Origin of the sequence: Frigoribacterium sp. NBH87 (genome assembly GCF_014217665.1) — a bacterium.
GTDB classification, from domain to species: domain Bacteria; phylum Actinomycetota; class Actinomycetes; order Actinomycetales; family Microbacteriaceae; genus Frigoribacterium; species Frigoribacterium endophyticum.
Genome location: NZ_CP043650.1, coordinates 3,006,117 through 3,031,063, shown reverse-complemented (window position 1 = coordinate 3,031,063; position 24,947 = coordinate 3,006,117). Strand labels below are relative to the sequence as shown.

The 24,947-nt window shown below is 73.0% G+C and carries 25 protein-coding genes; 10 read left to right on the top strand and 15 right to left on the bottom strand.

Features of this window, described 5'->3' with window-relative positions; all coding sequences use genetic code 11:
• Positions 1-115: 115 nt before the first annotated feature.
• The 4 genes from F1C15_RS14150 to F1C15_RS14135 are packed head-to-tail and all read left to right on the top strand — an operon-like array spanning position 116 to position 4,051.
• Positions 116-1,060 carry a GDP-mannose 4,6-dehydratase gene (locus F1C15_RS14150; protein WP_255465609.1) on the top strand — a complete coding sequence of 315 codons (945 nt, stop codon included), beginning with the start codon at positions 116-118 and terminating at the stop codon, positions 1,058-1,060.
• A gap of 3 nt (positions 1,061-1,063) precedes the next feature.
• Positions 1,064-2,005, top strand: a complete 942-nt coding sequence (locus tag F1C15_RS14145) for a GDP-mannose 4,6-dehydratase (protein WP_185231935.1) — start codon at positions 1,064-1,066, stop codon at positions 2,003-2,005.
• Between the two features lie 46 nt (positions 2,006-2,051).
• The gene (locus F1C15_RS14140) at positions 2,052-3,191 is read left to right on the top strand and encodes a glycosyltransferase family 1 protein (RefSeq protein WP_185231933.1); all 1,140 of its coding nucleotides are present in this window, start codon (positions 2,052-2,054) and stop codon (positions 3,189-3,191) included.
• Positions 3,188-4,051: a glycosyltransferase family 2 protein gene (locus tag F1C15_RS14135; protein WP_219731550.1), complete on the top strand. Its 864-nt coding sequence runs from the start codon at positions 3,188-3,190 to the stop codon at positions 4,049-4,051. Before F1C15_RS14140 ends, F1C15_RS14135 begins: the two co-directional genes overlap by 4 nt.
• Positions 4,052-4,121: 70 nt before the next feature.
• On the opposite strand, the gene F1C15_RS14130 is transcribed toward F1C15_RS14135, so the two are convergent.
• The 4 genes from F1C15_RS14130 to F1C15_RS14115 all read right to left on the bottom strand — a co-directional run bounded on the left by F1C15_RS14130 (position 4,122) and on the right by F1C15_RS14115 (position 6,834).
• The gene (locus F1C15_RS14130; RefSeq protein WP_185231931.1) at positions 4,122-4,352 is read right to left on the bottom strand and encodes a hypothetical protein; all 231 of its coding nucleotides are present in this window, start codon (positions 4,350-4,352) and stop codon (positions 4,122-4,124) included.
• Positions 4,353-4,389: 37 nt separating this feature from the next.
• Complete coding sequence (locus F1C15_RS14125; RefSeq protein ID WP_185231929.1) at positions 4,390-5,289, bottom strand: D-alanyl-D-alanine carboxypeptidase family protein; 900 nt, start codon at positions 5,287-5,289, stop codon at positions 4,390-4,392.
• Positions 5,290-5,358: 69 nt separating this feature from the next.
• Positions 5,359-6,219, bottom strand: a complete 861-nt coding sequence (gene rfbA, locus F1C15_RS14120; protein WP_167258683.1) for a glucose-1-phosphate thymidylyltransferase RfbA — start codon at positions 6,217-6,219, stop codon at positions 5,359-5,361.
• 6 nt (positions 6,220-6,225) lie between these two features.
• Positions 6,226-6,834 carry a dTDP-4-dehydrorhamnose 3,5-epimerase family protein gene (locus tag F1C15_RS14115; protein WP_185231927.1) on the bottom strand — a complete coding sequence of 203 codons (609 nt, stop codon included), beginning with the start codon at positions 6,832-6,834 and terminating at the stop codon, positions 6,226-6,228.
• Positions 6,835-6,873: 39 nt separating this feature from the next.
• On the opposite strand from F1C15_RS14115, the gene rfbB reads away from it, so the two are divergent.
• From rfbB to F1C15_RS14100, 3 genes are read left to right on the top strand one after another with little or no spacing between them, the layout of a single operon-like run.
• Positions 6,874-7,857: a dTDP-glucose 4,6-dehydratase gene (gene rfbB, locus F1C15_RS14110; RefSeq protein WP_185231925.1), complete on the top strand. Its 984-nt coding sequence runs from the start codon at positions 6,874-6,876 to the stop codon at positions 7,855-7,857.
• Positions 7,857-8,735, top strand: a complete 879-nt coding sequence (gene rfbD / locus F1C15_RS14105; RefSeq protein WP_185231923.1) for a dTDP-4-dehydrorhamnose reductase — start codon at positions 7,857-7,859, stop codon at positions 8,733-8,735. The genes rfbB and rfbD overlap by 1 nt, the downstream gene beginning before the upstream one ends.
• A complete protein-coding gene (locus tag F1C15_RS14100; protein ID WP_185231921.1) occupies positions 8,732-9,874 on the top strand; it encodes a glycosyltransferase family 1 protein in 1,143 nt (380 codons plus the stop codon). The genes rfbD and F1C15_RS14100 overlap by 4 nt, the downstream gene beginning before the upstream one ends.
• A gap of 60 nt (positions 9,875-9,934) precedes the next feature.
• On the opposite strand, the gene F1C15_RS14095 is transcribed toward F1C15_RS14100, so the two are convergent.
• From F1C15_RS14095 to F1C15_RS14065, 7 genes are all read right to left on the bottom strand, one after another.
• Complete coding sequence (locus F1C15_RS14095) at positions 9,935-11,281, bottom strand: LCP family protein (RefSeq protein WP_185231919.1); 1,347 nt, start codon at positions 11,279-11,281, stop codon at positions 9,935-9,937.
• A complete protein-coding gene (purE, locus tag F1C15_RS14090) occupies positions 11,278-11,745 on the bottom strand; it encodes a 5-(carboxyamino)imidazole ribonucleotide mutase (RefSeq protein ID WP_185234388.1) in 468 nt (155 codons plus the stop codon). Before purE ends, F1C15_RS14095 begins: the two co-directional genes overlap by 4 nt.
• A 98-nt stretch (positions 11,746-11,843) precedes the next feature.
• The gene (locus F1C15_RS14085) at positions 11,844-12,980 is read right to left on the bottom strand and encodes a 5-(carboxyamino)imidazole ribonucleotide synthase (RefSeq protein ID WP_185231917.1); all 1,137 of its coding nucleotides are present in this window, start codon (positions 12,978-12,980) and stop codon (positions 11,844-11,846) included.
• Positions 12,981-13,056: 76 nt separating this feature from the next.
• On the bottom strand, positions 13,057-14,769 hold the full coding sequence (locus F1C15_RS14080; RefSeq protein WP_185231915.1) for a hypothetical protein: 1,713 nt from the start codon (positions 14,767-14,769) through the stop codon (positions 13,057-13,059).
• A gap of 40 nt (positions 14,770-14,809) precedes the next feature.
• Positions 14,810-16,114 (bottom strand): UDP-glucose/GDP-mannose dehydrogenase family protein, encoded by a 1,305-nt coding sequence (locus F1C15_RS14075; RefSeq protein WP_185231913.1) that lies wholly within the window; start codon positions 16,112-16,114, stop codon positions 14,810-14,812.
• A gap of 60 nt (positions 16,115-16,174) precedes the next feature.
• Positions 16,175-16,738 carry a PH domain-containing protein gene (locus F1C15_RS14070; RefSeq protein ID WP_185231911.1) on the bottom strand — a complete coding sequence of 188 codons (564 nt, stop codon included), beginning with the start codon at positions 16,736-16,738 and terminating at the stop codon, positions 16,175-16,177.
• Positions 16,731-17,507, bottom strand: coding sequence for a biotin--[acetyl-CoA-carboxylase] ligase (locus F1C15_RS14065; protein WP_185231909.1), 777 nt, complete (start codon positions 17,505-17,507; stop codon positions 16,731-16,733). Before F1C15_RS14065 ends, F1C15_RS14070 begins: the two co-directional genes overlap by 8 nt.
• 101 nt (positions 17,508-17,608) lie before the next feature.
• Between F1C15_RS14065 and F1C15_RS14060 the strand changes: the two genes are divergently transcribed.
• Positions 17,609-19,237 (top strand): acyl-CoA carboxylase subunit beta, encoded by a 1,629-nt coding sequence (locus F1C15_RS14060; protein WP_056055730.1) that lies wholly within the window; start codon positions 17,609-17,611, stop codon positions 19,235-19,237.
• On the top strand, positions 19,234-19,446 hold the full coding sequence (locus F1C15_RS14055) for an acyl-CoA carboxylase subunit epsilon (RefSeq protein ID WP_185231905.1): 213 nt from the start codon (positions 19,234-19,236) through the stop codon (positions 19,444-19,446). The genes F1C15_RS14060 and F1C15_RS14055 overlap by 4 nt, the downstream gene beginning before the upstream one ends.
• A gap of 387 nt (positions 19,447-19,833) precedes the next feature.
• Here the strand turns inward: F1C15_RS14055 and F1C15_RS14050 are convergent, their stop codons facing one another.
• From F1C15_RS14050 to F1C15_RS14035, 4 genes are all read right to left on the bottom strand, one after another.
• On the bottom strand, positions 19,834-20,895 hold the full coding sequence (locus tag F1C15_RS14050) for a hypothetical protein (RefSeq protein ID WP_185231903.1): 1,062 nt from the start codon (positions 20,893-20,895) through the stop codon (positions 19,834-19,836).
• Entirely contained in the window at positions 20,892-22,154 is a 1,263-nt protein-coding gene (locus F1C15_RS14045) for a sensor histidine kinase (RefSeq protein WP_185231901.1), read from the bottom strand. The genes F1C15_RS14050 and F1C15_RS14045 overlap by 4 nt, the downstream gene beginning before the upstream one ends.
• Entirely contained in the window at positions 22,144-22,848 is a 705-nt protein-coding gene (locus F1C15_RS14040; protein WP_056053280.1) for a response regulator transcription factor, read from the bottom strand. Before F1C15_RS14040 ends, F1C15_RS14045 begins: the two co-directional genes overlap by 11 nt.
• A gap of 81 nt (positions 22,849-22,929) precedes the next feature.
• Positions 22,930-24,171, bottom strand: a complete 1,242-nt coding sequence (locus F1C15_RS14035; protein ID WP_185231899.1) for a class I SAM-dependent RNA methyltransferase — start codon at positions 24,169-24,171, stop codon at positions 22,930-22,932.
• Positions 24,172-24,197: 26 nt separating this feature from the next.
• Here F1C15_RS14035 and F1C15_RS14030 point away from each other — a divergent pair, with 26 nt between their 5' ends.
• Positions 24,198-24,887: a nucleoside triphosphate pyrophosphatase gene (locus F1C15_RS14030; RefSeq protein ID WP_056053274.1), complete on the top strand. Its 690-nt coding sequence runs from the start codon at positions 24,198-24,200 to the stop codon at positions 24,885-24,887.
• The last annotated feature ends 60 nt before the right edge of the window (positions 24,888-24,947 follow it).

The window sequence follows — 24,947 nt, the reverse complement described above, 5'->3', positions numbered from 1 at the left end:
GCGCCTCCGACCCCCACCGGCCCCACGGATATGATGTCGTGTCGGCCGAATCAACCGTTAGGAACCTGAATTGACCAAGCGCGCCCTCATCACCGGAGTCACGGGACAGGACGGCATGTACCTCAGCCGCCTCCTTCTCTCGAAGGGATACGAGGTCTACGGACTCGTCCGCGGACAGAACAACCCCAAGATCCCCCTGATCACCGAGTGGGCCCCCGAGGTCAAGATCCTGACCGGCGACCTCCTCGACCAGTCCAGCCTGCTCCGCGCGCTCAACAGCTCGCAGCCCGACGAGGTCTACAACCTCGGTGCGATCTCGTTCGTCGCCTACTCGTGGGAGAACGCGCAGCTGACCAGCCAGGTCACCGGTCTCGGCGTGCTCAACATCCTCGAGGCGATCCGTCTCTACGCCGGCGACGACATCGGCAAAGTGCGCTTCTACCAGGCCTCCAGCTCAGAGATGTTCGGCCGCGTGCAGGAGGTCCCCCAGAAGGAGACCACCCTCCTCTGGCCGCGCTCGCCCTACGGCGTCGCGAAGGTCTTCGGTCACTACATGACCATCAACTACCGCGAGTCGTACGGCATGCACGCCTCGTCGGGCGTCCTGTTCAACCACGAGTCGCCCCTCCGCGGGCCGGAGTTCGTCACCCGCAAGATCAGCGTCGCCGTCGCCCGCATCGCGCTCGGCCTGCAGGACCAGCTCAGCCTCGGCAACCTCGACGCCAAGCGCGACTGGGGCTTCGCCGGCGACTACGTCGAGGCGATGTGGCGCATGCTGCAGCAGGACGAGGCCGACGACTACGTCATCTCGACCGGCGAGACCTACTCGGTGCGCCAGTACCTCGACATCGCCTTCAACCACGTTGGCATCTCCGACTGGGAGAAGCACGTCTTCCAGGACCCGCAGTTCTTCCGCCCCGCCGAGGTCGACCTGCTCATCGGCGACTCCGCCAAGGCCCGGGAGACCCTCGGCTGGAAGCCCGCGGTCAGCTTCGAGGAGCTCGTCACCATGATGGTCGACGCCGACATGGCCCGCGAGAAGTCCGCGCGGGGCAAGTAAGGCATGCTCCGCGTCCTCGTCACCGGGATCGCCGGCCAGACCGGCAGCTACCTCGCCGAGAACCTCGTGGCCGCGGGCCACGAGGTCCACGGCGTCGTCCGTGACGGGGGCGCGGAGGGCGGCGTGCTGCCCGCCGCGGCGGCCCTGCACGTCGGCGACCTGACCGACCACGCCGCCATGCGGTCGCTCGTCCTCGACCTGTCGCCCGACGTCGTCGTGAACCTCGCCGCGGTGAGCAGCGTCGCGGCGTCCTGGCGGTCACCGCTCGAGACGTCGCTCCTCAACGGCACGGCCGTCGCCGCGCTGATCGCCGCCGTGGCCGAGGCCTCGAGCGCCCGCCACGAGACGGCCTTCGTGCAGGCGTCCAGCGCCGAGATCTTCGGGCAGCCCACGGTCTCGCCGCAGGACGAGCGCACGCCGATCGCCCCGATCAACCCGTACGGGGCAGCCAAGGCCTACGCCCACCACCTGGTCGGGGCCTACCGGGCCTCCGGCCTCCGGGCCTCCAGCGTCGTCCTGTACAACCACGAGTCGCCCCGTCGCCCCGAGCAGTTCGTGACCCGCAAGATCACCGCGGCCGCGGCCCGCATCGCGCGGGGGGAGCAGGACGAGCTCGTGCTCGGCGACCTCGACGTCCGCCGCGACTGGGGCTGGGCGCCCGACTACGCCGACGCCCTCGCCCGGGTCGCCACCTCCGACGTCGCGGACGACTACGTCGTCGCCACCGGCACGGCCCACAGCATCCACGACTTCGTCGCCGCGGCCTTCGCCCGCGTCGGCATCCACGACACCACGGGCCTGGTGCGCAGCGACGCCGAGTTCGTGCGCCCCGCCGACGCCTCCGAGCTGCGCGGCGACGCGTCCAAGATCCGGACCGAGCTCGGCTGGACGACGACGAAGACCTTCACCGAGATCGTCGACGCCATGGTCGACGCCGATCGGTGACCCGAGCACCTGCGTCACGCCCCGCCGACGCACCCCTCGGAGCATCGTGAGCGTCACGGTCCTGCTCGACGCCACGTCCGTGCCCGCCGACTCCGGCGGGGTCGGGCGCTACCTGCGCGAGCTCGTGCCGGTGCTCTCGCGCCACGCCGAGGTCGACCTGCACGTCGCGTGCCAGCGTCGTGACGTCACGTGGCTCCGCGAGGGCTCCCCCGCGGCGGTACTGCACCCCGTCCCCGAGCGGACCACGTCCGTGCCGCTCCGGCTGCTCTGGGAGCAGCTGGGCCTGCCCCGGCTGGCGCGCCGGGTCGGGGCCGACGTCGTCCACTCCCCGCACTACACGATGCCCCTCCTCACGCGGCGCGCGCGCGTGGTCACCCTGCACGACGCGACGTTCTTCTCCCACCCCGACCTCCACGGCCGGCTGAAGGGACCCTTCTTCCGCCGGTGGATCCGGATCGCCGCCCGTCGGGCCGACCGCTGCATCACCCCCAGCCGCGCGACGGCGGACGAGGTCGTGCGGTGGACGGGTCGGCCAAAGGCACCGCTGGTCGTCTCCCTGCACGGCGTCGACACCGTCAGGTACTCCCCCGAGGCGCGCCGCACGGAGGCCGCCGCGCGGGCCGCTCTCGGTCTCGGCGACGACGCCTACGTCGCCTTCGTAGGGACCATCGAACCCCGGAAGAACGTCGGCCCGCTGCTCGACGCGGTGTCGGCCCTCGCCGCCAGGCGCCCCGACCTCCGGCCCCGCCTGGTGCTCGCCGGCGGCCGTGGCTGGGACGACGCCGCCGTGGCCCGCCTGGAGGGCGCCTCCCCCTCCGACCCCTGGCGCTGGCTCGGCTACGTGGACGAGGAGCTGCTGCCGGCGTTCGTCGCCTCCTCCGCGCTGGTCGCCTACCCGAGCGTGGGCGAGGGCTTCGGCCTGCCGATCCTCGAAGCGCTGGCGAGCGGCGTCCCCGTCGTGACGACGGACCGCCTCGCCGCGCCGGAGGTGGGCGGCGACGTGGCCGTCTACAGCGAGCCCGACGCGGGCGCGCTCGAGGCCGTCCTCGAGGCCCTCCTCGACGACGCCCCCCGTCGCGAGCAGCTCGGCGTCCTGGGCCGCCGCCGCGCCCTGACCTTCACCTGGCAGCGCACCGGCGACGAGCACGTCGCCGCCTACCTCGCCGCGACGGGGGCCGCCTCGTGACCGACGTGCTCTGCATCACCGTGACGTACTCCCCCGGCCCCACCCTCGAGGCGTTCGTCGGCTCCCTGGCGCCGAACGGATTCCCGCCCGGCCGCGTCGTCGTCGTCGACAACGGCTCGACCGACGGCGCACCGGAGGCGGTGGCCGAGGCGCACCCGGAGGTCACGCTCGTCAGGGCGCCGGGCAACGTCGGGTACGGCCGCGCCGTCAACCTCGGAGCCGAGCAGGCCCGGTCCGCCGACGAGTGGCTGCTGGTCTGCAACCCGGACACGCTGGCGACCCCGGACACCCTCGCGCGCCTCCTCGAGGCCGCGCACCGGGCCCCGCGCGCCGGCGCGCTGGGCCCGCGCGTGCTCGACCCGGACGGGTCCGTGTACCCGTCAGCCCGGGCGCTGCCCTCCATCCGCACGGGCATCGGCCACGCCCTGCTCTCGGGCGTGTGGCCCTCGAACCCCTGGACGCGGCGCTACCAGCAGCGCGACGTCTCGGCGTCGGCCTCGCCCGCCGAGGTGGGCTGGCTCTCCGGAGCGTTCCTGCTGCTCCGCCGGGAGGCCTTCGACCAGATCGGCGGCTTCGACCCCGACTTCTTCATGTACTTCGAGGACGTCGACCTGGGGCGGCGACTGGCCGAGGCGGGGTGGTCCAACCTGTTCGTGCCCGAGGCCGTCGTGACGCACGTCGGCGGCGAGAGCACGGCGCGGTCCGCGGACGCCATGGTGGCGGCTCACCACCGCTCGGCGCACCTCTACGTCGCCAAGACGCACCCCGGGGCGCTCTGGCGACCGGTGGTGGCGGTGCTCGGCGTCGGGCTGCGGCTCCGGTCGAGGGCGACCATCGTGCTCGACCGGCTCCGCGGCTGACCCGGCGGGGGCGCCGTCGCGAGGCGCCCGTCCCGGGACTGCCCGGCGGCGGCTGCCCTCGAGGCGCCGGTCAGCGACCCGAGTAGTCGGCCCCGGTCGTGAGCGCGGTGCGCGGGATCGACAGCGAGCTGAGCACGTTGTAGAAGGCCGCGGCGTTGAGGTTCTTGTACTGCACGCCGATCGACTGCATGGCGTTGACCATGTCCATGGTCGTCATGTGACGCAGCGACCGCACTCCGACCATGCAGATGTAGCCGCCGCCGACCTCGGCGAGGTTGTCCGTGCACCGGATGATGAGCATGAGGTGATCCGTTCCTGTAGCGGGGTGGGGCGTCGGGTCAGCGACGGAAGTAGTCGGCGTCCTGGGTGAGCGACGAGCGCGGGATGCCCATCGAGTTGATGACGTCGTAGAAGCGCGAGCGGTCGAGCTCGAAGTAGGGCGTGCCGATGACGCGCATGCTGTTGATCATGTCGAGGGACGACAGGTGGCGGAGGCTGTGCAGGCCGACGAGCGCCGTGTACCCGGCCTGCTGCTCGTCGAGGCCCTGCGAGGCGCGGATGATGACGACGTCGGGATCGCTCTCGACCGCCAGTGGGATGTCGCCCACGTAGTTGCCCACGTAGTCGAAGTGCCAGGGCTCCGGGCGGCTGAAGGTGTTGCCCGTCGGGCTCCAGCCGTAGGCCGGCGCGTTCGCGTCCATCCACCGCTTGGCGGCGGAGCCGGACGTCGCGACGCCGGCGCCGAAGTCGCACGAGATGCCCCAGCCGTGGTTGGAGGTGCCCGGGTAGGCGGCGAGGTTGCCCTTGCCCGCCTGGTACAGGTTCCAGTACTCGACCTGGCGGTCGTAGCTGCGGTACCCCTCCGTGATCGCGAGGGGCGTGCCCACGGCGTTCGAGAAGGCGAGGCTCAGCGCCAGGTACTGGCGGGCGGCGTCCGTCCGCAGGTAGCCGGACCCGGCCACGCTCGCGACGACGGGAGTGAGCGCCCCGGCCGGGATCCGGCCGTTCGTGTGGCCGCCCCACGCCGTGGTCTGGGCCGCGGCGAGGGCCTGGGCCACGCTCTGGACGGAGGCGCCGGTCTCGCCGAGCGAGGAGACGGCGGAGGCGCGGTGCGCGTCAAGCGCGACCGCCGACGAGGCCGTCACCGCGGTGACGGCGGCGTACGAGAGGAGGCGACGACGATCGAGGCCCCGGCCCGGGTCGAGCGGGGCGGCGACGTCGTCAGCAGAGCGATCCATGATCGTCCCAACCTCCCACGGGGTCGTGGCTGCCACCACCCCCCGTGCGGGAGTCGGCAAGAAGGAGGACTAGCCCAGGAGGCCGAGCAGGTACTCGCCGTAGCCGCTCTTGACCAGCGGTGCCGCCAGGGCGCGCAGCTGGTCGTCGTCGATCCAGCCCCGACGCCACGCGATCTCCTCGACGCAGCCGATCTTGAAGCCCTGACGCTGCTCGATGACGCGCACGTACTCGGAGGCCTGCATCATCGACTCGTGGGTGCCGGTGTCGAGCCACGCCGTGCCCCGGTCGAGCACCTGCACCTGCAGCTTGCCGGCCGTGAGGAAGGCCTCGTTGACGGTGGTGATCTCGAGCTCGCCGCGAGCGCTGGGCTCGATCGACTTCGCGACCTCGACGACGGAGTTGTCGTAGAAGTAGAGGCCGGGCACCGCGTAGTTGCTCTTGGGGTGCTCGGGCTTCTCCTCGATGGAGCGCGCGGTGAAGGTGTCGTCGAAGTCCACGACGCCGTAGGCCCGCGGGTTGGCCACGTGGTACGCGAAGATGACCCCGCCGTCCGGGTCGGTGTTCGCCCGGAGGTTCGAGCCGAGGCCGACCCCGTGGAAGATGTTGTCGCCGAGCACGAGCGCGACCTTCTCGTCGCCGATGAACTCCTCGCCGATCACGAAGGCCTGCGCCAGGCCGTCCGGTGACGGCTGGACGGCGTACGTCAGCTCGATGCCGAGGTCGGAGCCGTCGCCGAGCAGCCTCCGGAACTGGGGCGCGTCGTCCGGGGTCGTGATGATGAGGATCTCGCGGATGCCCGCGGAGAGCAGCGTGGACAAGGGGTAGTAGACCATCGGCTTGTCGTAGATCGGCATCAGCTGCTTCGAGATGCCCTTGGTGATGGGGTAGAGACGTGTGCCGGACCCGCCGGCCAAGATGATTCCGCGCATGCCTGCCTAGTTCGCAGCTCGGAGCTGCTGGTAGAGGTCCTGGCACTCCTGCCACGTCGGCAGGAGCCCCTGGGACTCGGCCTCGGCCAGGGTCGGGGCCGAGGTGTCCTTCGGCGAGAGAAAGATCTCGCCGATGTCGGTGGGGAACGTGAGCCCGATGTCGGGGTCGAGGACGCTGAGGCCCTTCTCGCGTTCGGGGTTGAAGGTCTCGGTGACGAGGTAGTTGACCGTCGCGCCCTCGGTGAGGGCGACGATGGCGTGCCCGAGCCCCTCGGAGAGGTAGACGGCACGGCGGTCGACGTCGTCGATGAGCACCGAGTCCCACTGGCCGAAAGTCGGCGACCCGACCCGGATGTCGATGACGAAGTCGATGAAGGCGCCCTTGGGGGCCGAGACGTACTTCGCCTGGCTCGGCGGCACGAGCGCGTAGTGCACGCCGCGGGCGACGCCGCGCGCCGACACCGAGGTGTTGACCTGCTTCAGCGCGAGGGGATGGCCCACGGTCTCCTGCACGCGGTCGAAGCGGTACTGCTCGAAGAACACGCCACGGTCGTCGCCGTGCTGTGTCGGGACGAACTCCCAGGCGCCGGGCACGGTCAACTCACGGATCTGCACGTCGGGAGTCTAGCAACGGACGCCTTGTAGGCTGGGACCGTGAAAATCCTCGTCACCGGCGGCGCCGGCTTCATCGGATCGAATTTCGTGCGTCGCACCCTGGAGGACGCGTACCCGGGCCTCGAGGGCGCCGAGGTCGTCGTGCTCGACGCCCTCACCTACTCGGGCAACCTCGAGAACCTCGCCAGCGTGGCCGGCTCCCCGCGCTACCGGTTCGTGCAGGGCGACATCCGCGACGGCGCGCTCCTCGACACGCTCTTCCCCGAGGTCGACGCCGTCGTCCACTTCGCGGCCGAGTCGCACGTCGACCGGTCCGTCCGCGACGCCTCGATCTTCGTCGAGACCAACGTCCTCGGCACGCAGCAGCTGCTCGACGCGGCGCTCCGCAACGACCTCGCGCGCTTCGTCCACGTCTCGACCGACGAGGTCTACGGCTCCATCGCCGAGGGCTCGTGGGCGGAGGACCGCCCCCTCGAGCCCAACTCGCCGTACTCGGCGTCGAAGGCCGGCAGCGACCTGCTCGCGCGCAGCTACCACCGGACCCACGGCCTGAACGTCTCGATCACGCGCTGCAGCAACAACTACGGCCCGTACCACTTCCCCGAGAAGGTCATCCCGCTCTTCGTCACGAACCTCATCGACGACCGTCACGTGCCCCTCTACGGCGAGGGGAACAACATCCGTGACTGGCTGCACGTCGACGACCACACCCGCGGCATCGCGATGGTCCTGGTGGACGGCCGCCCGGGCGAGATCTACAACATCGGCGGCGGGACGGAGCTCACGAACAAGGAGCTCACCGAGATGCTGCTCGAGGCCACCGGCAAGGACTGGTCGTACGTCGACCGCGTCCAGGACCGCCTCGGCCACGACCTGCGCTACTCGGTCGACATCTCCAAGATCCGCGCGGAGCTCGGCTACGAGCCGCAGGTGCCGTTCGCCCAGGGCCTCGCCGACGTCGTGCAGTGGTACCGCGACAACCGCCAGTGGTGGGAGCCCCTGAAGGAGCGCGCGGCCCTCTGATGACGACGCCCCAGCACGCCAAGTACCTCGTCACCGGCGCCCGCGGCATGCTGGGCTCCGACCTGGTCGAGGCCCTCTTCGGCCGCGACGTCACCCTCCTCGGGCGCTCCGAGCTCGACGTCACCGACCGCGACGCCGTGTTCGCCGCCGTGGAGGGCCACGACGTCGTGGTCAACGCCGCGGCCTGGACGGCCGTCGACGCGGCGGAGACCGACGAGGAGGCGGCGCTGGCGGTGAACGGGACGGCCGTCGGCCTCCTCGGCGAGGCGACCGCCGCCTCCGGCGCGAAGCTGGTCACGGTGTCGACCGACTACGTCTTCGCCGGCGACGCGACCACGCCGTACGCCGAGGACGCTCCCTACGCACCGCTCAACGCCTACGGCCGCACGAAGGCCGCGGGCGAGCGGGCCGCCCTGTCGGCGAACCCCGCGGGCACCTACGTGGTGCGGACGGCCTGGCTCTACGGTCGCCACGGCACGAACTTCCCCCGGACCATGCTCGGCCTCGCGGCCTCCCGCGACACCTTCTCCGTCGTGGCCGACCAGGTCGGGCAGCCGACCTGGACGCTCGACCTGGCCCGGCAGATCGTCGCCCTGGTCGACGCCGACGCCCCGGCGGGCGTCTACCACGGCACCGCCTCCGGTCGGGCGAGCTGGTTCGACTTCGCCCAGGAGACCCTCCGCCTCGCCGGGCTCGACCCCGAGCGCGTGCTGCCGACCGACAGCTCGACGTTCGTGCGGCCCGCCCCCCGCCCGGCCTTTAGCGTGCTCGGCCACGACGCGTGGCGCAGGGCCGGCCTCGAGCCGATGCGCGACTGGCGTCAGGCCCTCGCCGAGGCGAGCGCCTCGGGCGTCCTGGGCGACGCGGGGGCCTCGTGACGACGACGCTGCGGGTCGTCGTCGACCAGATCCTCGCCCCGGTGCCCGGGGGCATCGGCCGGTACACGAGCGAGCTCACCCGGGCCCTGGTGGCCACCGCCCCCCGCGGCTGCGAGGTCGAGGGCGTCGTCGCGGCCCACCCGCAGGACGACTACGACCGGCTGACGGACCTCGTCCCCGGCCTCACGCGACTCACGAAGTCGCCGCTCGGTCGGCGCGAGCTGTCGCTGGCGTGGCAGGCCGGCGTCCTCGGGCTGCCGGGCCGCGGCATGGTCCACGCGACCAGCCTGCTCGCCCCGCTCGGTCGGCACGACCGCGACCTCTCCCCCGGCGACCAGACCGTGGTCACGCTGCACGACATCGTGCCGTGGACGCACCCGGAGACCCTCACCCCGCGGGGCGTCCGCTGGCACAAGGCCATGACGAAGCGCGCGTTCCGCTACGCGGACGCCGTCGTCGTGCCGACGCACGCGGTGGCCGCCGACCTCGCCGAGCTCTTCCCGTTCGGCGACCGGATCCGGGTCGTGGGCGGTGCCGTCAGCGACGACCTCCGTGTGCCCGCCGACGCGGACGACCTCGCCGACGCCCTCTCGCTGCCGGAGCGCTACGTGCTGAGCGTGGGCACGCTGGAGCCGCGCAAGGGCCTCCGTCCCCTGATTGAGGCGCTCGCGCACCCCGACGCCCCCGACCTCCCGCTCCTCGTCGTCGGTCCCGACGGCTGGGGCGACGTGCGGGTGGCGGACATCGCCGCCGAAGTCGGGCTCGCGCCTGACCGCGTCCGTACGATGGGCTTCGTGTCGGACGCCCAGTTGGCGGTCCTGCTGCAGCGGGCCTCCGTGTTCGTCTTCCCGAGCCTGGCCGAGGGCTTCGGCCTGCCGGTCGTCGAGGCGCTCAGCCTCGCCACGCCCACGGTGGTCTCCGACGCCCCGGCTCTCGTCGAGGTGGCCGACGAGGCCGCCGTGGTCGTCCCTCGGGCCGACGCCGAGGGGTACCCGGCCCGACTCGCACAGGCCATGTTCCAGGTCGTGACCGACCTGGAGCTCGCCTCCCGACTCGGCATCGCCGGGCTCGATCGGGCCAGGGCCTTCAGCTGGCGCGACTCGGCCGACAAGGTTTGGCAGCTGCACGCGGACCTCTAGCCGGCGTCGCGGCACGGCTGCGCAGCCTCGGCGCCAGCCGCCCCGCGGCGACCGTCCGGCCTAGCCCGCGGGGGTCGAGGTGGTCGCCGCAGCGACGGCCGCGTGGATCACGTCGTAGTCGGGGTAGACGTTCGAGTACGTCGGGGGCACGATCTCCAGGTCGCTGATCGGCTGCTCCTTGGCCTCCAGCGCGAGCTCCACGAAGGCCCCCAGCGCCCCCTGGGGGATGTCGGTGTCGACGGTCTGGGCCCCGGCGGCGGCCACGGACTGGAACTTCGACAGCACCGTGGCCGGCTGGAACTGCGAGAGCAGGGCCTGTTGCACCTCGCGCTGGCGCGCCATGCGGTGGTAGTCGTCGGAGCCGTGACGTGCCCGGGCGTACCAGAGGGCGTGGTAGCCGTCCATGACCTGCTCGCCGGGCTCGATCCAGCCGTCGACGTTCGTCGGCTGCCCGGCGGCGTCGACGCCGCCGTTGATGGGCAGCCGCCCCTCGGTGTTGTCGATCGTGATGCCGCCGAGTGCGTCGATCAACTGCACGAAGCCCTGCATGTCGATCAGGACGTAGTACTGGAGGGTCAGGCCGGTGACGCCCTCCACCGCGTCGCGCATGGCCTCGATCCCGGGGTTGCTGCCCCGCGACTCGGCGTCGGGGTAGAGGTCGGGGTGCTCTTCGCCGTAGGTGTAGAGGTAGCTCACCAGGCAGTCGTCACCGCAGGAGTAGCCGTCGGGGAAGTCGCCCCAGAGCGGCGACCCCTCGGAGAAGGGGGCGTTGTAGAGGTTGCGCGGGATGCCGACGATCGTCGTCGCCCCGGTCTCGGCGTCGATGCTCGCGACCGAGATGCTGTCCGGTCGGAGGCCGGTGCGGTCGGCACCGGCGTCGCCGCCGAGCAGGAGGATGTTGTAGCGCCCGTCGATCGGGTCGGCGGCGGCCTGTCGCGAGGTGAAGAGCGAGTCGAGCAGGCCATGCTGGACTCCGGTGAGGTACGCCCCGTAGGCCGCGGGACCGACCGTGCCGGCCATCAGCAGCACCATGACGCCCGCGAGGAACCCGCGAGCCGTCGGCACGGTGCGGACGATGCGCAGCAGACGGAGCGTGTCGAGCGTCAGCACCAGCCAGAGCGCGGCGTAGTACACCAGGAAGACCTGGACGACGGTCAGGGCGACGACGTTGGTGGCGACCTCGAAGAGCGGCGTGCGCCAGACCAGCGCCAGGACGGCCGTGACGAGGGCCACGGCCCAGGACAGGAGGGTGGAGGCGAGCCCCCAGCGACCGAGGCGCCGGCTGCCCGCGAGCACCTGGGCGGACCCCGGGACGAGCACGTTGAGCACCACCAGCGTCCAGGCCCGCCTCGTCATGAACGAGGGCGACCCGAGGTCGGGGTGCCGGACGGGCAGCGTGGCGCTCACAGCGACCGGTGCAGGGCGGCGTTCTTCTCCTCGACCAGCTCCCCCAGGCTGGTCGCGTAGTCGGCCAGGCGGGCCGACACGGCCGGGTCGGTCGTGCCGAGGATGCGCGCTGCGAGGAGGCCGGCGTTGGCTGCACCGCCGATGGAGACGGTGGCCACCGGGATCCCCGCGGGCATCTGCACGATCGAGAGCAACGAGTCGAGCCCGTCGAGACGCGCGAGGGCCACCGGGACGCCGATGACGGGCAGCGTCGTGAGCGAGGCGATCATCCCCGGCAGGTGCGCGGCCCCTCCGGCCCCGGCGATGACGACCCGGACCCCTCGCCCGGCGGCGGCCTTGCCGAAGGCGACCATCTTGTCGGGGGTGCGGTGGGCCGAGACGACCTCCACCTCGTGGGCGATGCCGAACTCCACGAGGATGTCGGAGGCGCTGCGCAGGGTGGGCCAGTCGCTGTCGGATCCCATCACGATCGACACGAGCGGACCCACGGCGGGGTCGTTCGGCCTCGTCGTGGCGGTCGGGGCGGGGGCGGTCGGGTCGGGCACGAAGGAGAGGATAGCCGTCAGTCCTCGAAGAAACGGACAGCGGCGCGCGCCCGGGCCGTCACGTCGTCGAGGTCGTCGCCCGTCGTCGTGACGTGTCCCACCTTGCGACCGGGTCGGGGCTCCTTGCCGTAGTCGTGCACCTTCGAGCCGGGCTGGTCGGCCATCAGGGCCGGGAGCCGGTCGCCCATCGTCCCGGTCGACGGCCCCCCGAGGACGTTGACCATCACGCTCCAGGGGCGGTGCGGGGCCGGGTCGCCGAGGGGCAGGTCGAGCACCGCCCTGAGGTGCTGCTCGAACTGGCTGGTGACGGCGCCGTCGATGCTCCAGTGGCCGGTGTTGTGCGGGCGCATGGCGAGCTCGTTGATCAGCAGGCGGCCGTCGGCGGTCTCGAACAGCTCGACGGCCAGCACGCCGGTCACGCCGAGCCGCTCGGCGACCGTGCGCGCGATCTCCTCCGCCTGCGCCACGAGCTCCGACGGGGCTCCCGGCGCGGGGGCGGTCACCTCGGCGCACACGCCGTCGCGCTGCACGGTCTCGACGAGCGGCCAGGCCACGACCTGGCCGCTCGGCCGGCGGGCGACCAGCTGGGACAGCTCGCGCCGGAAGTCGACGAGCTCCTCGACGAGGAGCGCGGCACCGGCACCGTGCTCGTCGACCACGGCGAACCAGTCGTCGGCCTCGTCCGCTGCCCGGACGACGCGCACCCCCTTGCCGTCGTAGCCGCCGCGTGGCGTCTTGACCACGGCCTGACCGCCGTGCGCCTCGAGGAAGGAGGCGAGCTCGACGGAGTCGTGGACGGCGGCCCAGTCGGGCACGGGCAGCCCGAGGCCGGACAGACGCTCGCGCATCACGATCTTGTCCTGGGCGACGGCCAGCGCCTCCGGGGAGGGGTGCACGGCCACGCCCGCCTCGACGAGCGCGCGCAGGACGCCCTGGGGCACGTGCTCGTGGTCGAAGGTGACGACGTCGACGTCGCGGGCGAAGGCGAGCACGGCCGCCCTGTCGCGGTGGTCGCCGACCGCCGTCGCGGCCAGACGCGCCGAGCTGTCGGCGGCCTCGGCCAGCACCCGGATCTCGATGCCGAGGTGCACCGCCGGCGGGACCATCATCCTGGCCAGCTGGCCGCCGCCGATCACGCCGATCGTGTGTGTCATCCGGAGTCCTCCTCGATCGACCGGGCACCTCTGGGCGGAGCTGCCGAGGCGGGTCGCCGTCCATTCTGTCGGAACGTCACCAGCCGGTGAAACCGCGCTCCTCGCCCTCCGACTCGGCCGAGCGGTCGACCGTCGAGTCGAGGAGAGCCTCCCCCGGGGCGCCCTCGTAGTCGTAGATCGTGTAGTCGCCGCAGGCCACGGTGTCGGTCGGCGCCCCGAGCTCGTCGAGGGTCGCCGACCAGTCCTCGAGGTCGAGCCCGCTGACGACCAGGTAGCTCGGGTCCGCGCCCTGGTACGGGGCCAGGTTCGACAGCCACGGGAACACCGAGAGATCGCCGTGCGCCTGCAGCAGGCGGACGTCGTCGCCGCCGTAGACCTGGAGCGGCCGCACCTGCCAGAACTGCCCGACGCCGACGGCGTCGCGGCCGTCCGCCCAGTCCGTGAGGCAGGAGGCCGCCGGGTAGCCGGGCCCGCGCGCCTCGGTGACCACCCGGGCGATCGGGGCCGTGCCGAAGGCCACGACGGCGGCGACCACCGCGACCGCGGCGACGAGCAGCGGCACCCTGCGGCGGGCCGCGCCGGCGGGGGCGCGCGCCGCTGCCCGCTCGAGCACCACCACCAGCGAGACCACGCCGACCGCGAGCGGCACGAAGAACACCGGCAGGAGGTACCGGGCGGCCAGGCTGCCGACCTGCACGACCACGACGGGCACGACCACCGACGTCGCCACCGACGCTGCGAACGCGAAGGTCACGGGGCCGCTCGCCCGCCGCACGAGGGCGACGACGAGGCCGACGACGGAGACCACGACGAGGCCGAGGAAGACCGCGGCCTCGAGCTGGCCCTTGTGGGAGGTGACCAGCTCGCGCAGGATCCCCCGGTAGAAGCTGGCCGACAGGTCGACCAGGTCGGACCGGAAGTACTGGTCGGAGGTCGCGGCGATGTACGGCGCGAGGGGGATGCGCCCGACGTAGCCGACCGCCGAGCCGCCGAGGCTCGCGACCGCGAGCACGACGACGGTGCGCCAGCCCGTCCGCCGGACGGCCCAGGTGACCGCGAGGGCGACGCCGGCCGGAGCCACCGCCCAGAGGAGGTAGAGCGGGTTCGAGAGCACCGAGAGGGCCGCCACCAGGGCCAGCCCCGACGCGGAGGCGACGACGGAGCGGCGTGTGGCGTCGCCCCGCAGCAGCCGCGCCCCGAGGGCCAGCGTCGCGAGACAGCTCATCACGGTGCCCGAGTAGTACGTGTTCGAGTAGAAGAGGGTCGCGATCTCGGCGGTGTTGCCGACGTAGCGGAACTCGAGCAGCGTGCACCCCACGAAGAGGGCCGTTCCCGCCACCGCCGCCGCGGCCGCCGCGGCCTGCCCCGCCGCGGGCAGCAACGATCGGGTGACCGCCCGGAACAGCAGGTACAGCACCACGACGTTGACGACGGCGTTGGTCAGGAGCGCCGCGGCGACGCCCGTCGTCACGAGGTCGGAGACGAGGTAGAGCGGCAGCTCGGGGAAGACGAACAGCACCGGCGACATCGTCCACTCGAACGCTTCGCCGCGTCGGAGGGACTCGACGAAGAGGGGGAGCACGACCGAGTCGCCGTCGTCGAGCAGCAGCCGACGCTTGACGCCGCCGATCGCGTGTCCCGTGCCGATCGAGGCCAGGACGACCACGACGACGAGGGCGACGAGCTCGGCCCCCAGCCAGCGGACCACCCGACGGCGACCGCGCGGGGGCTCGTCGACCCCGCCGGCTGCACGAGGCGGACGGACGGCGGCAGGACGACGGGACGGCACCGGAGAATGCTACTCGACGGCTCGAGGACGACCTCGACGCCTACGGGCGCCCGAGGCCCCGGAACTCGAAGCCGGCCGCACGCCAGGTCGACGCGTCGAGGACGTTGCGGCCGTCGACGATGCGGCGCCCCCGCACGAGCCCCGCGACGGACGCCGGGTCGAGGGCCCGGAACTGGGCCCACTCGGTGAGCACCAGGACGACGTCCGCCCCGGTGAGGGCCTCGTCGACGTCGGCCGCGTACCGCAGCTCGGGAGCGACCCGACGGGCCGTCTCGGTCGCCTCGGGGTCGAACACGGTGACGAGGGCACCCTGCTCGTGCAGCGACCGGGCCACGTCGAGGGCCGGCGAGTCGCGCACGTCGTCGCTATCGGGCTTGAAGGCGACGCCGAGCACCGCCACCTGGGCGCCCTCGACCGTGCCGACGAGCTCGCCCGCGAGGTCGACCACGCGCTGACGGCGGCGCAGGTTCACTGCGTCGACGTCGGCGAGGAACGCCAGCGAGTCGAGCCCGAGCTCGTCGGCCCGGGCCTGGAACGCCCGGATGTCCTTCGGGAGGCACCCGCCGCCGAAGCCGAGGCCGGCGTTGAGGAAGCGACGGCCGATGCGAGCGTCGTGCCCGATCGCATCGGCCAGCTGGGTGACGTCGGCCCCCGTCGCCTCGGCGATCTCGGCCATGGCGTTGATGAACGAGATCTTGGTGGCCAGGAAGGCGTTGGCCGACACCTTCACCAGCTCGGCCGTCGCGTAGTCGGTGACGATGCGGGGCATGCCGCTGGTGAGAGGAGTGGCGTACACCTCGTCGAGCAGCCCGGTGGCGCGGTCGCCCTCCGGGCCGGGACGGACGCCGTAGACGAAGCGGTCGGGCGAGAGCGTGTCGGCGACGGCGAAGCCCTCGCGGAGGAACTCGGGGTTCCACGCCAGGTCGGCCGGCGAGGAGTCGCGGACCAGGTCTGCGAGACGGGCCGCGGTGCCGACGGGCACGGTCGACTTGCCCACCACCAGGTCGCCGTCGCCGAGGTGGGGCAGGAGACCGGTGACGGCCGCGTCGACGTAGCGGAGGTCGGCGGCGTGGCTGCCCGCGGTCTGCGGCGTGCCGACGGCGACGAAGTGGACCCGGGCCCCGGCCGCCTCGGCCATGTCGCTCGTGAACCTCAGGCGCCCGCTCGCGACGCCTCGGGCGAGGACCTCGGGGAGCCCCGGTTCGAAGAAGGGCGGCCGGCCGGCCGACAGCTCGGCGACCTTGTGCTCGTCGACGTCGATGCCCACGACGTCGTGCCCGAGCTCAGCCATGCAGGCCGCGTGGACCGCACCGAGATAACCGCAACCGACTACAGAGATTCGCATCGACATACCTTATTCCAGTCGAGGGCCGGGCGCCAGTCGAGCGAGCCGGGGCGACGGCCGTCAGAGCCCTGGTCGGTCGGTGCGCCAGCCGGGGTCGTCCCCCCACGGCTCCGGCCGCTCGACCGGACGCCGCCCCGCGAGCGGCTCGGACGCCGCCTCCATGAGGTCGTGCAGCGTGGCCTGGACCAGGTCCGCCGACGGCACGTCCCAGAGCACGACCGGCCGGTCGAGGCCCGTGCCGACGAGCACGTCGCCGCTGCGGAACAGGCTCTGCGCGGCGTTCCGACGCACGGTCAGGTCGTAGCCCCGGCTGTGCAGCAGCTCCTGTCGGGTGCGCACGAAGAAGCCTCGTCGGACGATGAGGCGCCGCGTGGTGATCACGGTGTGGCGACCCAGCCAGACGAGCAGCGGGACCGCCCAGAGCAGCAGGGCGAGGAGCGCCGCCGATCCGAGCACGGCCCACGTCTGCCACCCGGCCTCGACGAGGCCGCCCAGCCACCCGGCGACGGCGCAGATCGCGATGAGGGCCACCGAGGGCCAGAACAGGACCCGAGCGTGGGGGCGCAGCCGGGCGACCACGACCTCGGGCGGCTGCTGGTCGGCCGTGCCCACCGCGTCACCCATGGCGGACGTGGGTGACGTCGCCCGAGGCCACCGACCGCTCGGCGCCCGACGGCGTGCGGACGACGAGACGGCCGCCCTCGTCGACGGCGACGGCGAGGCCCGCGAGCAGCTCCCCCGAGGGCAGCTCCACCCGCACCTCGCGGCCGAGCGAGCTGCACTCGGCGGCCACGCGGGCGTGCAGGCCGGAGGAGACGGCGTCGCCCCCGGCGACGGCGAGCGCGTCGAACCCGGTGAGCACCTCGTCGAGCCAGCCGGCCACGACCAGGTCGGCCAGCGACTCCGCGGAGCCCTCGGCCCCCTCGAGCCGGAGCGACGTGGAGGAGTCGGTGGGCAGCTCGTCGCGGGGCGTCGTGAGGTTGACGCCCGCGCCGACCACCACGGCCGACGCGCCGGGGCGCAGCTCGGCGAGGACTCCGCACACCTTGGCCCCGCCGACCTGCACGTCGTTCGGCCACTTGAGCCCGACGCGGTCGGGGCCCACGAGCGACGCGACGGCGGCGCGCATCGCGAGGCCCGCCAGCAGGGGCACCCAGCCCAGCGCGTCGACCGGCAGGGAGCCGCGTTCGAGGAGGACGCTGACGGCCACGGTGCGGCCCGGCCGGGCGACCCACCGCCGGTCGAGCCGGCCGCGGCCGGCCGTCTGCGAGAGCGTGGCGAGGACGGCGCCGTGCGGGGCCGAGGCGTCGACCAGCAGGTCGGCGTTGGTCGAGCCCGTCTCGGCGACGTGGACGAGGCGGGGCGAGCGGGCGGAGGCGAGCGGGAACGTCACGCGGTCAGCCTAGGCGTGTGAGGAGTCCCACAGCGCGGGAGCCGATCGACGTGCGACGAGCTCCAACGGCCGGGGAGCGCCCCCTGGGTAGAGTGAGGCGCGTGACTTCCGACACCACCCGCCCCGAGGCCGACGGCCCGGCGGCCCCCCAGCCCGACCTGCGGACGACGGCGGGCAAGCTCGCCGACCTGAAGAACCGGTACCACGAGGCCGTGACGGCGAGCGGCGAGGCCGCCGTCGCCAAGCAGCACGCCAAGGGCAAGATGACCGCCCGCGAGCGCATCGACGGGCTGCTCGACCCCGGGTCGTTCGTCGAGCTCGACGAGTTCGTCCGCCACCGCACCCACGCCTTCGGCATGGAGGCCAAGCGCCCCTACGGCGACGCCGTCGTCACCGGCACGGGCACCATCCACGGCCGCCAGGTGGCGGTCTACTCGCAGGACTTCACGATCTTCGGCGGCTCGCTGGGCGAGGTCGCGGGCGAGAAGATCATCAAGGTGATGCAGCTCGCGCTGAAGACGGGCGTGCCGATCATCGGCATCCTCGACAGCGGCGGGGCCCGCATCCAGGAGGGCGTCGTCGCCCTCGGCAAGTACGGCGAGATCTTCCGGCTCAACACCGCCGCCTCGGGCGTCATCCCGCAGATCTCGCTCATCATGGGCCCGGCCGCGGGAGGCGCGGTGTACTCGCCCGCGCTGACGGACTTCGTCATCATGGTCGACAAGACGAGCCACATGTTCGTCACCGGCCCCGACGTGATCAAGACCGTCACGGGCGAGGACGTCGGCTTCGAGGAGCTCGGCGGAGCGCTGACCCACAACAAGGTCAGCGGGGTGTCGCACTACCTCGCGAGCGACGAGGACGACGCCCTCGACTACGCCCGGTCGCTGCTCTCCTACCTGCCCGACAACAACCTCTCGGAGCCGCACGTCTTCGACCGGCCGGTCGAGCTCGAGACGACGGACGCCGACCGCACGCTGAACACGCTGATCCCGGACAGCCCCAACCAGCCCTACGACGTCACGACGGTGATCGAGCACGTCGTCGACGACGGCGAGTTCCTCGAGGTCCAGCCCCTCTTCGCCCCCAACATCGTCATCGGCTTCGGCCGCGTCGAGGGCCGCTCGGTCGGCGTCATCGCCAACCAGCCCTCGGCCATGGCCGGCACGCTCAACATCGAGGCCGGCGAGAAGGCGAGCCGGTTCGTCCGCTTCTGCGACGCCTTCGGCATCCCCATCCTCACGCTCGTCGACGTCCCCGGCTACCTGCCGGGCACCGACCAGGAGTGGACGGGCGTCATCCGGCGCGGGGCCAAGCTCCTCTACGCGTACGCCGAGGCCACCGTGCCGCTGGTCACCGTCATCACGCGGAAGGCCTACGGCGGGGCCTACATCGTCATGGGCTCCAAGCAGCTCGGGGCCGACATCAACCTCGCCTGGCCGACCGCCGAGATCGCCGTCATGGGCGGCCAGGGCGCCGTCAACATCCTCTACCGGGGCGAGATCAAGGCCGCCGAGGCCGCCGGCGAGGACGTCGCCGCGGTGCGGGCCCGGCTGGCGAGCGAGTACACCTACAACGTCGCCAGCCCGTTCCTGGCCGCCGAGCGCGGCGAGCTCGACGGCGTCATCGAGCCGGCGGCCACCCGGGTCTCGGTCATCAAGGCGCTCCGCGCACTGCGGACCAAGCGGGCCGAGCTGCCTCCCAAGAAGCACGGGAACATCCCGCTGTGAACGACGTCCTCCGCGTCGTGGCGGGCTCGCCGACCCCGGAAGAGCTCGCTGCCGTCACGGCCGTCCTCGCCGCCGTCGAGGCCGAGACCCAGAGCCGGCGCGACACCGAGGCCGTGCCGGCGAGCCACTCGGAGTGGTCGTCGCGGGCCCGGGTCGTCCGACGCCCGCTCCCTCACGGCCCGGGCGCCTGGCGCAGCCCGGTCCGCTGACCCCGCGGGGCCCCGCCGACGTACCCCGCCCTGTCCCCCGGTCGAGTCGGCCCCCGCGGGGCCGGCCAGGGCGAGATCCGCGCGGTCAGTGCTCCCGAACGGGGGTAGACCGACCTATCGTCCCCTCGGTGTCCCCCTAAATGACGACTGTGGACACCCTGGGTCGACCGGCATAGTCATCAGTGCTAGGTGTCTCTCTCTGAGTAGCACCGCCGATCGAGGGCCGACTAGGGTAAGCGGGTTCCTCGACCGGGGGCGGGTCAGGGCGGTATTCGGGTTACCGCCCTGACCCAGTGACGTTCCCCAGGAGGGCCGGACTCATCGTCCGGCCCTCCTTCGTCGTCCGGCGGCCCCCAGCCTGCTCCGGGCACGACCGGGGCGTGGCCGCTACGGAGCCGCCCGCTCCGGCACCGAGCGCGGGATCTGCAGCCAGAGCTGGACCTCGTCGCCGTCGTCGTCCTCGTCGGCCTCCGCCGCGACTCCTCGACCGAGGGCGCTGGAGCTCAGGTCGGCCGAGCCGAGGCCCACGACCGTCACCGCGTCGTCGCCTCCGCCGGAGGCCGTCCGGATGATGATGCGGTCGGCGGACGAACCGTGGAGCGCCTCGGCGAGGGCCTGGTGGATGCGTCGCAGCTCCCGGGCGTCGAGGTCGTCGATGCCGCCCTCGTCGAGCAGGCTGACGACGGCGCCCCGGCGTCGGGCGGCCATGACCTCTCGCCGGACGTCGTCGTCGAGGAGGCGGCGGCCGCGGATCTCGTCGCGGATCGCGCCCTCAAGGTGGAGGCACTCCTGCCGCTGCTCGGGCGTGAGGTCGCCGCCCTGGGCCACGATCTCCTGCAGCATCGGCCGTGCGGTGCGACTGGTCTGGAGAAGGCGGTACTGGCGTTCGTTGACGTGCGCCTCCTGGGCGGCCTGCCAGTCGGCCGCCTCGTGCTCGGCGAGGATGAACTCGCGCGTCTCCCGGCCGGCGCGGGTCAGGGTCGCCGTCATCGCGTGCGCGAAGGCGACCCACGAGACGCTGCCGACGACCCCGAGGTCGGCGACGGCGCCGAGCCCGCCCCAGGTCACGCCGTGGACGGCCATGAAGCCGACCCCGAGCCAGGCGAACCCCTGGCGGCGACGGGTGGCGACGATGACCATCAGCGTGCCGATCGCCGCGACGTACCAGGTCGCGTAGCCGTTCTTCTGCGACGGGTCGAGCTGCGACGTCACGAGGAGCGGCATGACGACGCTGACGGCCAGCGCGAACGCGGCGAGCCAGACGGGCATGCGCGCGCGGCCCGAGGGCCAGAGCACCATGACCGTCACGACGACGTAGACGACCATGCACGCCACGACGGGCCACGGATCGTCGAAGCGGTCGAGGCTGACGGCGGCGAGGACGAGGTGGTAGCCGGAGAAGACGGCGGCCAGCAGGACGATCAGCCAGCGCGGGACGCTGACCCTCACGACGCGGCCTCCTCGCGGGCGGCGTCGGCGGGGCCGACGACGTCGCCGCTCGGCCAGGCGAGGCGCACGACGGTGCCCTCGCCGGGGCGCGAGTCGATGCAGGCGAGCCCGCCCGCGGTGGCGAGCCGCTCGACGATGGAGACCCGGACGCCGAGGCGCCCCTCCGGCACGTGCCCGGGGTCGAACCCCCGGCCGGTGTCGCCGACCTCGACGAGCGCTCCGCCGGTCTCGGTCCACTCGACCGTCACCCACCGTCGGACGTCGTCGCCGCCGGCGTGCTGGCAGCTGTTGACGACGGCCTGGACGGCCGCGCTGTAGAGCGCCTCGGCCGCCGGCGAGGGGATGCCGTGGCCGTCGATGCCGCGCGTGCTGACCTCCACGTCGGCACCCATCTCGCTCGTGACGACGACCAGCCGGTCGCGCATGGAGCCGAGGGTCGTCGCCGACTCGTCGAAGGGCGTCTGGCTGGCGGCGCTGGAGAGGTGCGCCACCGCGTTCCGGGCCATCGAGGTCGCGAGGACCTTTTCCTCCGCGCTGTAGGCCCGCGCCGCCTGGATGAAGGTCGTCAGGACGCTGTCGTGGACGATCGCGTCGACCTCGACGCGCTCGAGCTCGGTCGCGTGCTCGCGGATCGCGTTCGAGTACCGCGCCACCGCGGTCGCCTGGGCCGCGTCGACGTTGGCGCTGGCTTGCCGCAGGATCAGGACGAGGATGAGGACGGCGCCGCCGAGCAGCACGGCGTAGACGGAGTCGAGGGCGGCGCGGGAGACCGTCGCCCCGCCCCCCGAGGGCGTCAGCCGGATGAGCCCGTAGACCAGCGGGGCGACGAAGAGGTAGCCGGTCGCGATCCAGGCCGAGAAGGCGAAGGCGGCCGCCGCGGTGGCCACCGTGCAGAGGTACCAGAGCCAGGGCACGGAGGGCTGCACGACGCTCGGGTCCTGGACGGCCAGCGGCCCGGTGATGAGGGCGATGAGGTAGGCGACCGCGACGAAGGCGCTGGCCGTCTCGACGCCGCGGACGAGGAGGCTCGCCACCCCGATGGCGACGAAGCCGCCGAACATGGCCAGCCCGATGATCCATGCCCACGCGACCTGCATGCTGCCGATCTGGGCGAGCATGCTCGGGAAGGCCTGCAGCCCGAAGATCAGGCCCGCGAGCGCGATGACCCGGCCGAGGACCTTGTCGAAGAGGGCTTGGCTGATCGGGTTGCGCGAGGCGCGGGGCGGGGCGGGAGCGGTGAGCGCCCGCTCAGCGGCCATCGCCGCCGTCCGCGTCGAGGCCCGGCAGGATGCCGTCCTCGACGGCGCGACGCAGCAGGTCGACCTTGGTGGGTGCCGGGCGGCCGACCTCGACGTACTTCACGCGGATGCGGTCGAGGTACTCGCGGGCCGTCGAGTAGCCGATGCCGAGCTGCTGGGCGGCGAGCTTGAGCGGGAGGCCCGAGGCGTAGAGGTGGAGGATCTCGCGCTCGCGCCGACCGAGCTGGGCCTTCGCGAAGTCGCGGTCGGCGTCGATCGCGCTCGCCCACTCGAGGTTGTTCAGCACGTCGCCGCGGGCGACCGTGGCGACGGCGGCCATCACGGTCTTCGTCGCCGACGACTTGGGGATGACGCCGGCCGCGCCCGCCGCGAGCGCCTCGCGCACGCTGGCGACCCGGTCGGCGATGCTGTGGACCAGGACGGCCGAGCCGGTGGCCTGGACGCGCTTGACGTTCTCGGTGACGGTCGAGCCGTCGCCGAGGGAGAGGTCGAGCACGACCACGTCGACCTCGCGGCCGGCGAGCGCCTCGACGAGCTCCTGCACCCCCGCGGCGGTGAGCACGACGTCGAAGCCCTCGTTCTGGCACGCGGCCTGGATGCCGAGGCGCACGGACTCGTGGTCGTCGACGATGGCGACCCTCACGGGCGGAGCGGGCGGGGGCGAGACCGGAGCGTCGGTCGTGGCGTCAGTCACGGTGGGTCCTTCTGTCGGCGTGCGGCCGGTCCCTGATCCCGGCCGTGCACGACGCCATCGTATCCGCCCGGGGCGGCCGCGTCAGCGTCGGCGCAGCTGCACGACGGTCTCGACGTGGTGCGTGTTCGGGAAGAGGTCGAAGGCCCGGAGACGGACGGCGTCGTAGCCCGCGTCGCGGAACAGGGCGACGTCGCGGGCGAGGGCGACCGGGTCGCAGGCCACGTAGACGACCTGGGCCGGCGACAGCTCGCCGAGGGCGGCCACGACCTCCTTGCCGGCGCCCGAGCGCGGCGGGTCGAGCACGACGGTCGCGGCCCGCGCGCGGTCGCGCTCGGCGGCGGTCGCGCGGTCGGCGCGCTGGCGGACCCAGCGCTCGACGCGGCCCGTCTCGGCCGAGGCGCCGAGCCACTCGGCGAGGTTCTCGGAGGCGTGCTCGGTGGCTCGCTCGTCGCTCTCGACGCTCGTCACGCGGACGGAGGGGCCGAAGGCGTCGCCGAGCGCAGCCGCCAGCAGGCCCACGCCGCCGTAGAGGTCGAGGTTGTCGGCGCGCGGGTCGAAGAGGTCGACGTCGACCATCTGCTGCACGGCGGCCGTCAGGGTCGCCGCGGCCTCGCGGTGCACCTGCCAGAAGCCGCGGTCGTCGAGGCGGAAGCTGCGGTCGCCGACCGTCTCGGTGATGGTGGTGGGCGCCTGGCGCCCGATGACGAGGCGCGCTCCCCCGACGCTCGGCGCGAGGACGTCGACGTGTTCCTCGCCGGCGAAGGCCTCGCCGAGCGGGGCCGCGGCGGCGACCTCGTCGGTGGCGAGCGGCAGGTCGCGGACGGGCACGACGCGGTGCGAGCGCGCCGCGTACTGGCCGGGTCGGCCGTCGGCGTCGAGGTGCAGGCGGACCCGCGTGCGCCAGCCCGTCCCTCGGCGCTCGTCGTCGCCCGGCAGGGCCTCGACCGTGACGGTCGCGTCGGCCTCGGGGACGCCGCCGGTGCGCACGAGCGCGTCGCGCAGCACCTGCGACTTGAGCTCGCGCTGGTGGGCGAGGTCGACGTGGCCGAACTCGGCGCCGCCGGCCCGGTCGACCGGGTCGACCTCGAGGGCGGCGGCCGACCACACGTGCGGGCGCCGGTGCTCGCTGGCCTCGACCACCGACACGGTGTCGGCGCGCCAGAACGACTTCTTCTTGTCGTCGGTGACGCGGGCGACCACCCTCTCGCCCGGCAGGGTGTCGCTGACGAACACCACGCGCCCGTCGAGGCGGGCCACCGAGATGCCCCCGTGTGCGATGCCCGTCACGTCCAGTTCGAGCTCGCGGCCCAGCATGTCTCCCATGCGTCGAGTCTGACAGGCTGGCGGGCATGACCGTCGCGCTCTACCTGGCCAGCACCTCCCCCGCCCGCCTCGCCCTCCTCCGGGCCGCGGGCGTCGAGCCCGTCCTGATCAGCCCCGGCGTCGACGAGGACGCCGCGGTCGCGCGGGCCGAGGAGGAGGCGGGGCGACGCCTGACGGCCTCCGAGACCGTGTCGCTCCTGGCCAGGGCCAAGGCCGAGGCCGTGCTCGACGTGACCGTCGACGGCCGCCCGCTCGACGGCCTCGTCCTGGGCGGCGACAGCGCCTTCGAGTTCGACGGCGAGGTGCACGGCAAGCCGCACCTGCCGCGGCTCGCGCTCGACCGCTGGCGCCGCATGGCCGAGGTCGGGCACGGCACGCTCTGGTCGGGCCACTGGTTGATCGACCACCGCGGAGGCGCGCCCCGAGCGACGGAGCAGCACCCGTCCGGAGGCGCGGGAGCCGTCGCCTCCGCCGACCTCACCTTCGCCGACGACCTCGACCCGGCCGAGCTCGACGCCTACGTGGCCACCGGGGAGCCCCTCGAGGTGGCCGGCGCCTTCACCATCGACGGCCGCGCCTCCGCCTTCATCAGCCACATCGAGGGCACCCCGAGCGCCGTCGTGGGGCTCTCCGTGCCGGTGCTCCGCTCGCTCGTGCGAGGCTTCGGCGTCGGCTGGCAGGAGCTCTGGACGTCTCCGACCGGGGCGTCCTCGTAGGAAGCATCACGCGTCTCCCGCGTGTTCTTGTGCACGTCAGCCAAAGAAAAGGCTCGACCG